Below are 13,861 nucleotides of genomic sequence, written 5' to 3' on the forward strand. Positions count from 1 at the left end.
GCGGGATCCCATGAGCATGGCAGCGATCGAACGCTTTTTTCCCATCGTCGATCATATACCGCCGTCGATCCGCGAGCCGCTTGGCCGGCGCTTGCGCGAACTCACCGGGCTCGGGATGATCGCATTGTCCGGCGCTGCTGCGGCCGCCTTGATGACGTGGTCGGTACAAGACCCGAGCCTCAGCCACGCCACCTCGCGCGCGATCCACAACGTCCTCGGCTATCCCGGCGCGATCGGCGCAGATCTTCTGATGCAGATTCTCGGTCTCGGCGCGATCATGCTGATCCTGCCGGTGGCGATCTGGGGATGGCGGATGCTGACCCATCGCCCGTTCGACCGCGAGGCCACGCGCCTCGGCTGCTGGATTCTTTGCACCATAGCCGCCGCCGGCTTCGCCAGTTGCTGGCCTCACAACGGCGCATGGCCGCTGCCCACCGGTCTCGGTGGCGTGGTCGGCGACGCGCTGGTGCGGGCGCCCGCGATTCTGTTCGGCCCGGCGAGCGTGGTGCAAAGCATCGTGCTCGGCGCGATCTTCCTGCCGGTCATGGCCGCGACATTCCTTTGGGCCAGCGGAATCAGATCGCGGCCCGCCGACGAGTCGCGCGAAATCGAGGACGACCGGCCGTTTGATGAGGGCAGCGACCACGCCTCGGTCTCGCTGGGCTGGGCGGTTCACGCGATGATGAGCGCGAAAGCACGATTCAAGCGCCTCAGGTTCGGGGCACTGCTCGCGCTGGCCTATAAGTCGCTGGTGTCGAGCGCACCGCAGAAATCGGGGGCGCTGGCGTTCGAGCGTCAGGAACCGAACCTCGGCGGCGGACATATCGCTCCCTCCCTGGCGCCGGCCCGGAGCGACCTCGACGATGACCTTGACGACGACGAGGAGGACGAAGCGGACGAGGAGGAGAGCGATGATGCGCCGGTTGTCAGCACGCCGCGCCGGAAGGCCGCTCCCCGTCAGCCAGCGAAGAAATTCGGCAAGTTCGAATTGCCTTCGGTCAACGTTCTGAGCGCGCCGCGCGCCTCCGACCACCAGCCGCTTAGCAAGTCCGAACTGGAAACCAATTCGCGGGCGCTGGAAGGCGTGCTTGGCGACTTTGGCGTGCGCGGCGAAATCGTGAAAGCCAATCCCGGACCGGTGGTGACGCTGTATGAACTCGAGCCCGCGCCCGGCATCAAGTCGTCACGCGTCATCGGCCTTGCCGACGATATCGCGCGTTCCATGAGCGCGCTGTCGGCGCGCGTCGCAGTGGTCGCCGGCCGCAACGCCATCGGCATCGAACTGCCGAACGCGCACCGCGAAAAAGTTTACTTGCGCGAATTGCTCACCGCGAGGGAGGCGACCGACTCGGTCGCCAAGCTGCCGCTCTGCCTCGGCAAGACCATCGGCGGCGATCCGGTCATCATCGATCTCGCGCGCACCCCGCATATGCTGATCGCCGGCACCACCGGCTCCGGCAAATCGGTCGCAATCAACACCATGATTCTCAGCCTGCTGTACCGGCTGCGGCCCGATCAGTGCCGTCTCATCATGGTCGATCCAAAGATGCTCGAACTCTCGGTCTATGACGGCATCCCGCATCTGCTGACACCGGTGGTGACCGATCCGAAGAAGGCGGTGGTCGCGCTGAAATGGGCCGTGCGCGAGATGGAAGAGCGCTACAAGAAGATGGCCAAGCTCGGCGTGCGCAATATCGACGGCTACAATACCCGCCTCGTCGAGGCGAAGGCCAAGGGCGAGGAACTGACGCGCACTGTGCACACCGGCTTCGACAAGGAAACCGGCAAGGCGATCTACGAGGCAGAGAAGCTCGAATTCGAGCCGCTGCCTTTCATCGTCATCATCGTGGATGAAATGGCCGACCTAATGATGGTCGCGGGCAAGGATATCGAAGGCGCGGTCCAGCGTCTTGCTCAGATGGCGCGCGCGGCCGGCCTCCACGTCATCCTCGCGACGCAGCGTCCGTCGGTCGACGTCATCACCGGCACCATCAAGGCCAATTTCCCGACCCGCATCGCCTTCCAGGTGACGTCCAAGATCGACAGCCGCACCATTCTCGGCGAGATGGGCGCCGAGCAACTGCTCGGCCAGGGCGACATGCTCTACATGGCGGGCGGTGGCCGCATCTCGCGCGTGCACGGGCCGTTCGCATCCGACGAAGAAGTCGAGAAGGTGGTTCGCCATCTCAAAACCCAAGGTGCTCCCGAGTATCTCGAGGCGGTCACGGCCGAAGAGCCCGCCGAGGGCGAGGACGGCGCGGTATTCGACGGCACGAGCATGGGCAGCGATGGCGGCGGCGATCTGTTCTCGCAAGCGGTCGCAATCGTGAAGCGCGACCGTAAGGCTTCGACCAGCTATATCCAGCGCCGTCTTCAGATCGGGTACAACCGCGCCGCTTCGCTGATGGAGCGCATGGAACTCGAAGGCATCGTCGGGCAGGCCAATCACGCAGGAAAGCGCGAAATCCTGATCGAGGAAGAAGAAGGCCACTTCTGATCCATGACGGTATGACGATGATCGAGTTTCCGGAGCCGCGAAATCGCCACAGCACCAAACTAGATCACGATGATTCTGGATCGAATCGATCCAAAATCATGAACATGATCGATTCCGACATTATGAGAAGCGGAATGCGGGCGGAAAACCGCACGACACTTTTCCTCATTCCGCTTCTAGGGGCCCGGTTCAAACTTGCATATCGTTGCAGCCACCTTCCGCTTGAGCATGATGTCTGAAAACTGGAAGCAGATTTTCAGACGAGATCACGCTGGATCAGAGAGATGCGATGGTATCGGGTTCAGCGCAGTTGAGGCGAACTCCCGCGCGGCGGCCATCCCTCGGATCCGGTCGGAGAAAAAAGCGATATCCGCGACGCCGCGAAGCACTGTAGAAGGAACGCCTCCGACGAACAGGACGAAACATTGAGCAGAGACGTGACACATTCATCCGCGGCCAGTCGTCTGATCCGCGCGCGCCTCGGCGTGGTCCGGCTCGCGGCGGCGCTGACCATGGGTCTTCTTGTTCTTGTTCCGCCTGCCCTCGCCGAGGCCGTTCCGCTCCCGCAACCGGCCCCTAAGGCCCGCAACGGAGCACCCGCGGCGATGGTGGTGCAAACGGCCCAGCCGGAGGTGACCGGAACCACGCGGCCGCCGGACCCAATCATTCCCGATCCGCGCCGCAACGTACCGGCCAATATTTTTGCAACTTTCAGCGCGGATCAGAAAGCAGCGGCGGCACGAGTCAGTGCCTATCTATCCTCGCTGCGGACGCTTGCCGGAAATTTCGTGCAGGTCGGCCCTGATGGCAGCCGATCAACCGGCGAATTTTACATCCAAAAGCCGGGCAAAGTACGGTTCGAATACGACCCTCCGTCACCGATCGCGATGATTTCCGACGGCTCGTCGCTCGTTGTTCGTGACACCAAGCTCGCGACCCAGGATGTGTACCCGCTGGCGCAAACGCCGCTGCGCTATCTGTTGTCGGATCGCATCGACCTGATGAGGGATACCAACGTCGTCGCCGTGACATCGGACGATCTCTACATCAGCGTCACCATCGAAGAGAAGCAGGCGCTGGTCGGCACCTCCCGGCTCATGCTGATGGTCGGCGTCAAGGACGGCAAGCTCAAGCAGTGGACCATTACCGATCCGCAGGGCTACGACACCACGGTGGCGATCTACAATCTCAATGCCACGGCGAAGCTCGATCCCGCTCTGTTCAAGATCGATTATACCAATTATCCGACATCAACGAATAACTGAGGCGCAATCACGCGCGGAGTTCTCACGGGGTGCAGTGAGCTGAATTTGACGGTCGCTGCCGACGTTGCATCAACCCAGGTAAGCGGTCTCAAATTAAACTCCCCTGACGTCCAATATTGCTGGTCGTCTTTTGGTTCTGACATTTGTACCCAGATCGATTATTGATGGATACGCGGGTCAGGCCCGCGTATGACGGCACATAGACCTGTCGACGTCTTCACCGGAATTCATGCATCTCACCTTCACCACCTGGAATATCAATTCGGTGCGGCTGCGCATCGATCTGGTCGCCAAGTTTCTGAAAGCGCAACGGCCGGACGTGTTGTGCCTGCAGGAGACCAAGTGCCCCGATGACGCCTTTCCGCTGAAACGCTTCCGCCGACTCGGCTATGAGCACGTCGCGCTCAACGGGCAGAAGGGATATCACGGGGTGGCGGTGGTCTCGAAGCTGCCATTTGACGCCAGCAACATCCGCACGTTCTGCGACAAGATCGACTCCCGCCACGTCAGTGTGATCTTCGGCGGTCAGGCGGGTCTCGCCGCGCCGCTGGTGCTACATAACTTCTATGTGCCCGCGGGTGGCGACATTCCCGATCCCGTGCTCAATCCGAAGTTCGCCCACAAGCTGCAATTTCTCGACGAGATGAAAGCCTGTGCGCCGCTGCATCCGGGCAACGGCGACCGGCATGTGCTGGTCGGTGATCTCAATGTCGCGCCACATGAGAACGACGTCTGGTCGCACAGGCAGCTTCTGAAAATCGTCTCGCATACGCCTATCGAATGCGAGAAGCTGCTCGGCGTGCAGAATCACGGCAACTGGATCGACATCGCGCGCGCGCGGATTCCGATGTCGGAGAAAGTCTATACGTGGTGGAGCTATCGCGCCGCCGACTGGGTTGCCGCCAACCGCGGCCGCAGACTCGACCATATCTGGGTCTCCGAAGCGCTGCGCGGCGGAATCCGGGACTTCCGCATCACCCGCGACGCCCGAGGCTGGCAGCGTCCATCCGATCATGTGCCGGTGACGGCGGTGATCGAGGTGTGAGTGCCGACGCCACGATGGCAGCCGCACCGCCTTCAGCCGGATCGCTGATACGATCCGGTCTCTCCTCGTGGGAGAAACATGCTCTAACTACTCAGTTTCGCCGATGCCATCAGGATGTCGCTGGTCGTTTGCCGGGTGCGGTTGGCGAGTTCGTCGCGAAGGCGGTGGGCGGCGGCGGGATAGCTGTCAAGCACGCGCAAAAACAGGGTGCGTGAAACGCGGATCACCATCGAATATTCCCGCGCGATCACGGTGGCCTGCCGCGATATCGGGACGATCAAAGCGAGTTCCCCGATCAGCGTGCCGCTCTCGGCGATGACTTCCCGATCGCCGCGATCCGGGACGTGGATACGAAAGCTGCCCTCCTGAACGACGTACCCCCCATCCGCCTCGTCACCGGCGCGAAACAGGATCGAGCCGCTGGCGAACTGCTGCTGTTCGGCGCCGATGGCAAGCACGCGCAAAGCCTCGGCGCCCAGCAAGCGCAGGGTCGGGACGCGCTCAAGCAGGACAACGTCATCGTCGATCGACATGCAAAACCGGTCGGCTCCGGATCACCCAAAGCTGTTTTGACGGGAGCTGATACGAGTCGTCAACCTATAGCGTTTTTGGACGAAGTGGATACCGGCTCGCGGAAAGAAACGCCTCGAAACTACCATAGCGTCTCGCTTCCGATTCCATCAGAATCAGGGCACCAGCTTGTAGCCACCCGCTTCGGTCACCAGAATCTCCGGATTGGCAGCGTCATTCTCGATCTTCTGGCGCAACCGGTAAATGTGAGTTTCCAGGGTGTGCGTGGTGACTCCGGAGTTGTATCCCCAGACCTCCTGCAACAGGGTCTCGCGTGACACCGGAATCTGCCCGGCCCGGTAGAGGAAGCGCAAAATCGCCGTTTCCTTCTCGGTCAACCGTACCTTCTTGGCATTGGCGGTCGTCAGCATTTTGGCGCCGGGCCGGAAACTATAGGGTCCGACCGAAAATACCGCGTCCTCGCTGGCCTCATGCTGACGCAATTGTGCTCGGATGCGCGCCAGCAGCACCGCAAAGCGGAACGGTTTGGCGATATAGTCATTGGCGCCGGACTCAAGGCCCAGGATCGTATCCGAATCGGTGTCGTGACCGGTCAGCATGATGATCGGCGCCTTGAAGCCGCCCTTGCGCAAACTGCGCACCACTTCGCGACCATCCGTGTCGGGCAGGCCGACGTCCATCAGCACGAGATCGGGCGAATGAGCTTTGGCCGCGCTGGCGCCCTTCGCGCCGGTATCAACGGCGGACGCCTCGAATTCCTCATGCAGCGACAGTTGCTCGACCAGCGTATCGCGCAGATCGTTATCGTCGTCCACGATCAGGATTTTGCGGGCGTTGGCCATCTATGCAATCCTCCTGGCGGCTGAAACACCCGGTGGGCGCGCCAGCTACCTTCATCAGGTATTTAAGTCCCGATTCGTCGGGGCGCATGAACTTGCAGCGATTCATCGTCCAAATGGAGTCTACTCCAGACTGGGGAGAATTTGGATGAATGTTCCCTGTCATGACACGCAGGATCGACGTTTCGGCTGAGAGAATGCGCGGGGCTTCCTCATTCCATATAAAGCTAAGACTTTTCAATGCCTTGCACGACACATTCCTGTGATCGACCGCTCGCGACGATCCACGTTCGGGCCGCCGCCGGGCGACCGCAGCAAGGCTGGCTGATCGCGGAAGGGCGGACAATTGCGGTGGCGCTTGGCCGCGGCGGTATCCGGGCCAACAAACGCGAGGGCGATGGCGGCACCCCAAAGGGGATTTTTCGGCCCATACGGGTGTGGTGGCGACCCGATCGGCATCCACGGCCACAAACATTTCTGCCGGTTCGCGCGATCACACCCGCTGATGCCTGGTGTGAGGATCCGGCCGACCGGCGCTACAACCGGCCGATTCGGCTGACGCAGAGCGCAACTGGCGACCGGCTGACGCGCGAGGATCATCTCTACGACTTCATCATCGAAATCGATCACAACACCCGCCCCCGCATCGCAAGGCGCGGCAGCGCTGTGTTCCTGCATCTGGCGCGCGACAACTTTGGCCCGACCGCCGGATGCGTGGCGATGACGCAACCCGCCATGCTGCGGCTGTTGCGGCGGATCGGTCCACGCACACAAATCATGATCGGGTGAAGCTGAAGAGCTTTCCTTCTCCCTTGCGGGAGATAGGAAGAATCACCGCGTCCCGAAGATCGCCGAGCCGATCCGCACATGCGTCGCGCCGAGCGCAATCGCTATGGCGAAATCCGCGCTCATCCCCATCGACAGCTGCGTGAGCCCGTTGCGCTTGGCGATTTTTGCGGCAAGCGCAAAATGCGGCGCCGGCGCATCATCCATCGGCGGAATGCACATCAAGCCTGAGATCGTGAGACCATAAGTGTCGCGACAGCGCGCGATGAAGTCGTCGGCATCCGCTGGCGCGACGCCTGCCTTCTGCGGCTCCTCACCGGTGTTGATCTGCACGAACAGATCCGGCCGCCGGTTCTGAGTCTTGATCTCTTTTCCCAACGCCTCGCAAAGGCTCGGGCGGTCGACCGAATGGATGGCATCGAACAGGGCCACGGCGTCCTTCGCCTTGTTGGACTGCAGCGGGCCGATCAGATGCAGCGCGAGACCGGGATGCGCCACTATCAAGGCAGGCCACTTCCCCTTGGCTTCCTGCACGCGGTTCTCCCCAAACACGCGCTGGCCGGCTGCGATCACCGGCGTGATCGCCTCCGCGTCGAAGGTTTTGGACACCGCCACCAGCGTCACCGAGGAGCGTTCGCGGTGCGCATCCCGGCACGCGCGGACAATCCCGGCTTCCACGGAAGCAAAGCCATCGATCGGCGCCGCCTCATCAGTGGTCATTGTCGCGCCGGAATCGCAAGGCCGCGCAGCACCGCCGGCCGCGCAAGACCCCGCTGCAGCCAGCCGTCGACATGACGAAAACGATCGAACCCGACGATATCGCGCGCATCATAGAACCCGATCAGGTTGCGCACCCAGCCCAGCATCGAAATATCCGCGATGGTGTAGTCGTCGCCCGCGAACCACCGATGCGTCGCCAAATGCGCATCCATCACGCCGAGCAACCGCTTCGATTCCGTCACATAGCGGTCGCGAGGCCGTTTGTCCTGGAGATCCTTGCCTGCGAACTTATGGAAGAATCCCACCTGCCCGAACATCGGCCCGACGCCGCCCATCTGGAAGTGGAGCCACTGGAGGGTCTGCCAGCGCAGCGCCGGATCGGCCGGCAGAAACTGTCCGGTCTTCTCGGCGAGGTATTGCAGGATGGCGCCCGACTCGAACAAAGCGAGCGGCTTGCCGCCGGGCCCATCGGGATCGAGGATCGCGGGAATCTTGCCGTTGGGATTGAGTGAGAGAAATTCACGACTCCTCTGTTCATCCCTGCCGAAATCGACGAAATGCGGCTCATAGGGCAATCCGGTTTCTTCCAGCATGATCGAGACCTTCACCCCGTTGGGCGTCGGCACCGAATAGAGCTGCAGACGCTCCGGGTGGGCCGCCGGCCAGCGGCGGGTGATCGAAAAAGCGGAAAGGTCGGCCATCGTCACTCCGGAAGGCGGGAAACGTTCCCCGCTTACACCGCAAAACCACACCGCTTGCAAACCGTCCGCCCGACCCGTTGACCCCCGGTCCGCTTCATGGCCTAGTCGAGCGGCTGCAAATCACGAAAAACATTGCAATTCCATGACCTCAGAACGTTACAACGCCCGTGACGCCGAACCGCGCTGGCAAGCCGAGTGGGACAGGCAGGCGATCTTCGCCACCAAAAACGATGACCCGCGCGAAAAATACTACGTGCTGGAGATGTTCCCCTACCCATCCGGGCGCATCCACATCGGCCATGTCCGCAACTACACCCTCGGCGATGTGATCGCGCGCTACATGCGCGCCAAGGGCTACAACGTACTGCATCCGATGGGCTGGGACGCTTTCGGCCTCCCGGCCGAGAACGCCGCGATCGAGCGCAAGATCGCGCCGAGGGCGTGGACCTACGACAACATCAAAGCCATGAAGAAGCAGCTCCGCTCGATCGGGCTATCGCTCGACTGGGCCAGGGAGTTCGCGACCTGCGATCCCTCCTATTACAAACACCAGCAGAAGATGTTTCTGGACTTCCTGCGCGCCGGTCTCGCCGAGCGCGAGAAGCGCAAGATCAACTGGGATCCTGTCGACATGACCGTGCTCGCCAACGAGCAGGTGATCGACGGGCGCGGCTGGCGCTCCGGCGCCGTGGTCGAGCAGCGCGAGATGAATCAGTGGGTCTTCAAGATCACGAAGTATTCGCAGGATCTGTTAGAGGCGCTCGGAACGCTGGATCGCTGGCCCGACAAGGTGCGGCTGATGCAGCGCAACTGGATCGGCCGCAGCGAGGGCCTGCTGCTGCGCTTCGTGCTCGACCCGGCGACGACGCCAAACGGTGAGAGCGAGCTGAAAATCTTCACCACGCGCCCGGACACGCTGTTCGGCGCGAAATTCATGGCGATCGCGCCGGATCATCCGCTCGCGCTAGCGGCAGCGAAAGACAATCCCGCGCTCGCCGACTTTATCGCCGAGTGCAAGCGGCGCGGTACCGCGCAGGCCGAGATCGACACCGCGGAGAAGATGGGGTTCGACACCGGCATCCGCGCGTTGCATCCGTTCGATGCGAACTGGAAGCTGCCGGTCTACGTCGCCAACTTCATCCTGATGGAATATGGCACCGGCGCCATCTTCGGCTGCCCGGCGCACGACCAGCGCGATCTCGACTTCGTCAACAAATATGGACTTGGGAACACGCCGGTGGTCTGCCCCGAGGGACAAGAACCGTCGAGCTTCGTCATCACCGACACCGCTTACGACGGTGATGGCCGCATGATCAATTCGCGTTTCCTCGATGGTATGACCGCTGATGCGGCAAAGGAAGAAGTCGCCAAGCGCCTGGAAGGCGAGACGCGCGACAAAACCCCGGTCGCCGAGCGCAAGGTGAACTTCCGTCTGCGCGACTGGGGCATTTCGCGTCAGCGTTACTGGGGCTGTCCGATCCCGGTGATTCATTGCCCGGCTTGCGACGTCGTTCCGGTGCCGGACGAGAATTTGCCGGTGACGCTGCCGGAGGATGTCACCTTCGACAAGCCCGGCAACGCGCTCGATCATCATCCGACCTGGAAGCATGTCGATTGTCCGCGATGCGGGGCGAAGGCCACCCGCGAAACCGACACCATGGATACCTTCGTCGATTCGTCGTGGTACTTCGCGCGCTTCACCGATCCGTGGAACGACAACGCACCGACCACGCGCGCAGTCGTCGACCGGATGCTACCGGTGGACCAGTATATCGGCGGCGTCGAGCACGCGATCCTGCATCTGCTCTATTCGCGCTTCTTCACCCGCGCGATGAAGGCCACCGGTCATGTCAGCATGGACGAACCGTTCAAGGGCATGTTCACGCAGGGCATGGTGGTGCACGAGACTTACCGCAAGCCTGACGGCGGCTGGGCCTCGCCCGAGGAGGTGCGGATCGAGGTCGACGGCAACAACCGCCGCGCCACGTTGATCGCCACCGGGGAGCCGGTCGAGATCGGCGCGGTTGAGAAGATGTCGAAGTCGAAGCGCAACACCGTCGATCCCGACGATATCATCGGCAGCTACGGCGCCGACACCGCGCGCTGGTTCATGCTGTCGGATTCGCCGCCGGATCGCGACGTGATCTGGAGCGAGGAAGGCGTGCAGGGTGCGGCGCGCTTCATGCAGCGGCTATGGCGACTGGTCAATGAATACGCCGAAGCCGGCAAGACCGCGCCGCAAGAGAGACCAGCGGCATTCGGCACCGATGCTTTGGCGCTACGGAAGGCGGCCCATGGCGCGCTCGACAAGGTCTCTACAGGAATAGAGCGGCTGCACTTCAACGTCTGCCTCGCCAATATCCGCGAGTGCGCCAACGAACTGGCCGACGCCCTTGCTCGCTCCCGCAGCAACAAGTCCGCCCCCGCACCGGATTTGAGTTGGAGCCTGCGCGAGGCAGCCATCATTCTGGTGCAGGTGTTCAGCCCGATGATGCCGCACCTCGCCGAGGAATGCTGGCAGGCGCTCGGCCAGGCTGGCCTGGTCTCGGAAGCCCGTTGGCCACAAATCGAGCCCGATTTGCTGGTTGAAGACGCCCTCACGCTGCCGGTGCAGGTGAACGGCAAAAAGCGAGGCGAGGTGACCGTGGCCAGCGGCGCGGGAAATCCGGAAATTGAGGCTGCCGTTTTGGCGCTCGATGCGGTAAAGCAGGCCTTGGGCGGCAAGCAGGCTCGAAAGATCATTATCGTTCCGCAGAGGATCGTGAATGTGGTGGGGTAGTTTGTCGGGTCGCCGGGCTAGAAAATGGGCCAATCCGCGCCTCGCAGCCCGGCTGAGCATCATTGCCGTGCTGGCCGCGCTGACGGCCGGCTGCTTCCGCCCGATGTATGCCGAACAGGCCGACGGCAGCCCAGCGCTTCGCGACAGGCTGATGGGCGTTGAACTGCTGCCGATCGATAAACCCAATGGGTCTCCGGATGCACGGATCGGTGTCGCCCTTCGTAACGCGCTTGCATTCAAGCTTTACGGCGGCGCCACCGGAGCGCCCCCGACACACCAGCTTCAGATCCGCTTCACCACTAACCGCTCGTCGCTGATGCTCGACCCAAGCACCGCGCTGCCCTCCAACGAGCAATACGGTATCAATGCGAGCTACCAGCTGATCGAGGTTGCCACCGGCAAGACCGTCCTGAACGCGACCACCTTCTCCCGCACCTCCTATGACATTCCCGGCCAGCTCCAGCGTTTCGCCCGCGCGCGTGCCTATCGCGATGCGGAAGACCGCGCCGCGCAGCAAATCGCCGAGAATATCAACACCCGGCTGGCGGCGTTCTTTTACGCCGGCTCTTGATCGCCGGCGAATGGTCGCGCTGCGCGGAAAGGACATCGACAGCTTTCTCGCCCGGCCCGATCCGGCCCGCCCGATCATCCTGCTCTACGGTCCCGACGCCGGTCTGGTGCGCGAGCGCGCGGACGCGTTGATAACGTCGGCCGTCGACGATCCCAACGATCCGTTTTCGCTGGTTCGGCTCGACGGCGACGATCTCGCCAGTGAGCCGTCGCGTCTCGTCGATGAGGCGATGACGGTACCGCTGTTCGGCGGTCGCCGCGCGATCCGGATCAAGGCGGGGTCACGCAGCTTTGCCAGCGGCGTCGATGTGCTGGCGAACTCCGCGATCCAGGATTGCCGGATCGTGATCGAAGCCGGCGAGCTGAGGCCGGAATCACCGCTGCGCAAGGCTTGCGAGCGCGCGAAGAACGCGGTGGCAATTGCCTGCTATCCCGACACCGAACGCGATCTGGCGCGGTTGATTGACGAGGAGTTGCGCCTCTCGAGCCTGAAGATCGCGCCCGATGCCCGCGCGGCGCTGATGTCCCTGCTCGGCGGTGATCGTCAGGCTTCGCGCAATGAGCTGCACAAGATTGCGCTCTATGCTCATGGGCAACGCGAGATCACGCTCATCGACGTCATGGCCGTGGTCTCTGACGCATCCGACTTCAAACTCGATCCCGTCATCGACGCCGCATTCGCCGGACAGCCGGCGGTGGTCGAAACCGAATTCGCCAAGGCCATGGTCGCTGGCACCTATCCGGGCCTCGTCATTTTGGCCGCGCAGCGTCAGGTCGCCGCCCTGCACAAGGCTGCGCTTTTAATGGAGGGCGGCGCGTCCGCCTCATCGGCCGCCGATAGCGGATTTCCGCGATTGCATTTTTCGCGCAAGACGACCGTGGAAACGGCGTTGAGCAATTTCAGCGCCGCGCGGCTGATTCAGGTGATGGATCAGCTTGCCGGCGCCGCATTGGAAACCCGCAAGCAAGCGGCGCTGGCCTCCGCGATCGCGCAACGCGCTCTGATGTCGATCGCGGTGAATGCACGGCGGAGAGGGTGACGCAAAGCACAAAGACCTCTCTCCTTCGTCTCGCATATGCGGGACGATGTGAAAGCAATTCGTCTCACCCCTTCGAATCCAGCCTTTTCAAAATCTCGTCAAGCTGTTCGAGGTCGCGATAGCGTATCTGCACGACGCCGCCGGGATTTTTGTGATCGACCGTCACCGCAAGGCCGAGCGCGTCGCTAACGCGCTTTTCCAGCGCCAACGTATCGGAGTCCTTCTGCGCTTTGTCAGCGCGGGCCTTCTGCGGCTTGCGCTCGGCAACGCCCTCCTCATGCGCAAGCGCCTCAGCCTGCCGCACATTGAGACCTTCCGTGACGATGCGCCGCGCCGCCGCGGAAGGATCGGGCACGCCGATCAGCGCGCGCGCATGGCCTGCCGATAACTCGCCGGAGGTGATCAGCGCCTGCACATCGTCCGGCAGTTTTGTCAGCCGCATCATATTTGCGACATGGCTGCGGCTCTTGCCGACGATCTTCGCAATGTCATCCTGAGTGTGTTTGAATTCATTGGCGAGCGCGTGATAGCCCTGCGCTTCTTCCATCGCATTGAGATCTTCGCGCTGCACGTTCTCGACGATCGCGATTTCGAGCGCGACATGATCGCTGACCTCGACCGGAACGATCGGAACCTCGTGCAGCCCCGCGGACTGCGCCGCGCGCCAGCGGCGCTCGCCTGCGATGATCTCAAAGCGATCCTGCGTCCCCTTCACGGCCCGCACCACGATTGGCTGGATGACGCCGTGCTGTTTGATGGAGTCGGACAACTCGCCGAGTTCGACATCGGAAAACGCGCGGCGTGGATTGCGCGGATTCGGTTTCAAAAACTCGATCGGCACCTTGCGCTGCACGCGCGGACGCTCGGCATGGGCGGCCTCGCCACCGACGTCGCCGATCAGACTTGCAAGACCGCGTCCCAGTCGAGAACGCGCTTCGTCGGCCATCGCCAGCTCCCTTGGATTCACGCGCTGCACTCCAGACTTGAAGGAAACATAAGGTCACTCTTCTCTCCCCTCGTGGAAGAGAGCAGGTTGCGCATCGTGGCAGCGCTCATCGAGTTACTCACGCGTCCCACGACCCGACTTC

General features: G+C 62.4%; 12 protein-coding genes. 7 read left to right on the forward strand and 5 right to left on the reverse strand.

Features of this window, described 5'->3' with window-relative positions; translation table 11 throughout:
• Positions 1-10: 10 nt before the first annotated feature.
• The 3 genes from ACZ5IL_RS01195 (at position 11) to ACZ5IL_RS01205 (ending at position 4,807) form a co-directional block, all read left to right on the forward strand.
• On the forward strand, positions 11-2,497 hold the full coding sequence (locus ACZ5IL_RS01195) for a DNA translocase FtsK (RefSeq protein ID WP_464594664.1): 2,487 nt from the start codon (positions 11-13) through the stop codon (positions 2,495-2,497).
• Positions 2,498-3,009: 512 nt separating this feature from the next.
• Positions 3,010-3,762 (forward strand): outer membrane lipoprotein carrier protein LolA, encoded by a 753-nt coding sequence (locus tag ACZ5IL_RS01200; protein WP_464596972.1) that lies wholly within the window; start codon positions 3,010-3,012, stop codon positions 3,760-3,762.
• Positions 3,763-3,991: 229 nt separating this feature from the next.
• On the forward strand, positions 3,992-4,807 hold the full coding sequence (locus tag ACZ5IL_RS01205; RefSeq protein ID WP_464594666.1) for an exodeoxyribonuclease III: 816 nt from the start codon (positions 3,992-3,994) through the stop codon (positions 4,805-4,807).
• An 83-nt stretch (positions 4,808-4,890) separates the two neighbouring features.
• On the opposite strand, the gene ACZ5IL_RS01210 is transcribed toward ACZ5IL_RS01205, so the two are convergent.
• Positions 4,891-5,340, reverse strand: coding sequence for a cyclic nucleotide-binding domain-containing protein (locus ACZ5IL_RS01210; protein ID WP_464594668.1), 450 nt, complete (start codon positions 5,338-5,340; stop codon positions 4,891-4,893).
• A 153-nt stretch (positions 5,341-5,493) separates the two neighbouring features.
• Positions 5,494-6,180 carry a response regulator transcription factor gene (locus ACZ5IL_RS01215; protein WP_079445151.1) on the reverse strand — a complete coding sequence of 229 codons (687 nt, stop codon included), beginning with the start codon at positions 6,178-6,180 and terminating at the stop codon, positions 5,494-5,496.
• 237 nt (positions 6,181-6,417) lie between these two features.
• Between ACZ5IL_RS01215 and ACZ5IL_RS01220 the strand changes: the two genes are divergently transcribed.
• Positions 6,418-6,966 (forward strand): L,D-transpeptidase family protein, encoded by a 549-nt coding sequence (locus tag ACZ5IL_RS01220; RefSeq protein ID WP_464594670.1) that lies wholly within the window; start codon positions 6,418-6,420, stop codon positions 6,964-6,966.
• 42 nt (positions 6,967-7,008) lie between these two features.
• On the opposite strand, the gene ACZ5IL_RS01225 is transcribed toward ACZ5IL_RS01220, so the two are convergent.
• Both ACZ5IL_RS01225 and ACZ5IL_RS01230 read right to left on the reverse strand, forming a co-directional pair.
• Entirely contained in the window at positions 7,009-7,683 is a 675-nt protein-coding gene (locus ACZ5IL_RS01225; RefSeq protein WP_464594671.1) for a YggS family pyridoxal phosphate-dependent enzyme, read from the reverse strand.
• A complete protein-coding gene (locus tag ACZ5IL_RS01230; protein WP_464594672.1) occupies positions 7,680-8,384 on the reverse strand; it encodes a glutathione S-transferase N-terminal domain-containing protein in 705 nt (234 codons plus the stop codon). Before ACZ5IL_RS01230 ends, ACZ5IL_RS01225 begins: the two co-directional genes overlap by 4 nt.
• A gap of 142 nt (positions 8,385-8,526) precedes the next feature.
• Between ACZ5IL_RS01230 and leuS the strand changes: the two genes are divergently transcribed.
• From leuS to holA, 3 genes are read left to right on the forward strand one after another with little or no spacing between them, the layout of a single operon-like run.
• Complete coding sequence (leuS, locus tag ACZ5IL_RS01235; protein WP_464594673.1) at positions 8,527-11,163, forward strand: leucine--tRNA ligase; 2,637 nt, start codon at positions 8,527-8,529, stop codon at positions 11,161-11,163.
• Complete coding sequence (gene lptE / locus ACZ5IL_RS01240) at positions 11,150-11,734, forward strand: LPS assembly lipoprotein LptE (RefSeq protein WP_464594675.1); 585 nt, start codon at positions 11,150-11,152, stop codon at positions 11,732-11,734. The genes leuS and lptE overlap by 14 nt, the downstream gene beginning before the upstream one ends.
• Positions 11,735-11,744: 10 nt before the next feature.
• Positions 11,745-12,773, forward strand: coding sequence for a DNA polymerase III subunit delta (holA, locus tag ACZ5IL_RS01245; RefSeq protein ID WP_464594676.1), 1,029 nt, complete (start codon positions 11,745-11,747; stop codon positions 12,771-12,773).
• A gap of 64 nt (positions 12,774-12,837) precedes the next feature.
• Here holA and ACZ5IL_RS01250 read toward each other — a convergent pair whose 3' ends face one another.
• Positions 12,838-13,719, reverse strand: a complete 882-nt coding sequence (locus ACZ5IL_RS01250) for a ParB/RepB/Spo0J family partition protein (RefSeq protein WP_309773413.1) — start codon at positions 13,717-13,719, stop codon at positions 12,838-12,840.
• Positions 13,720-13,861 lie beyond the last annotated feature (142 nt).

The organism is Nitrobacter sp. CN101 (assembly GCF_055390255.1).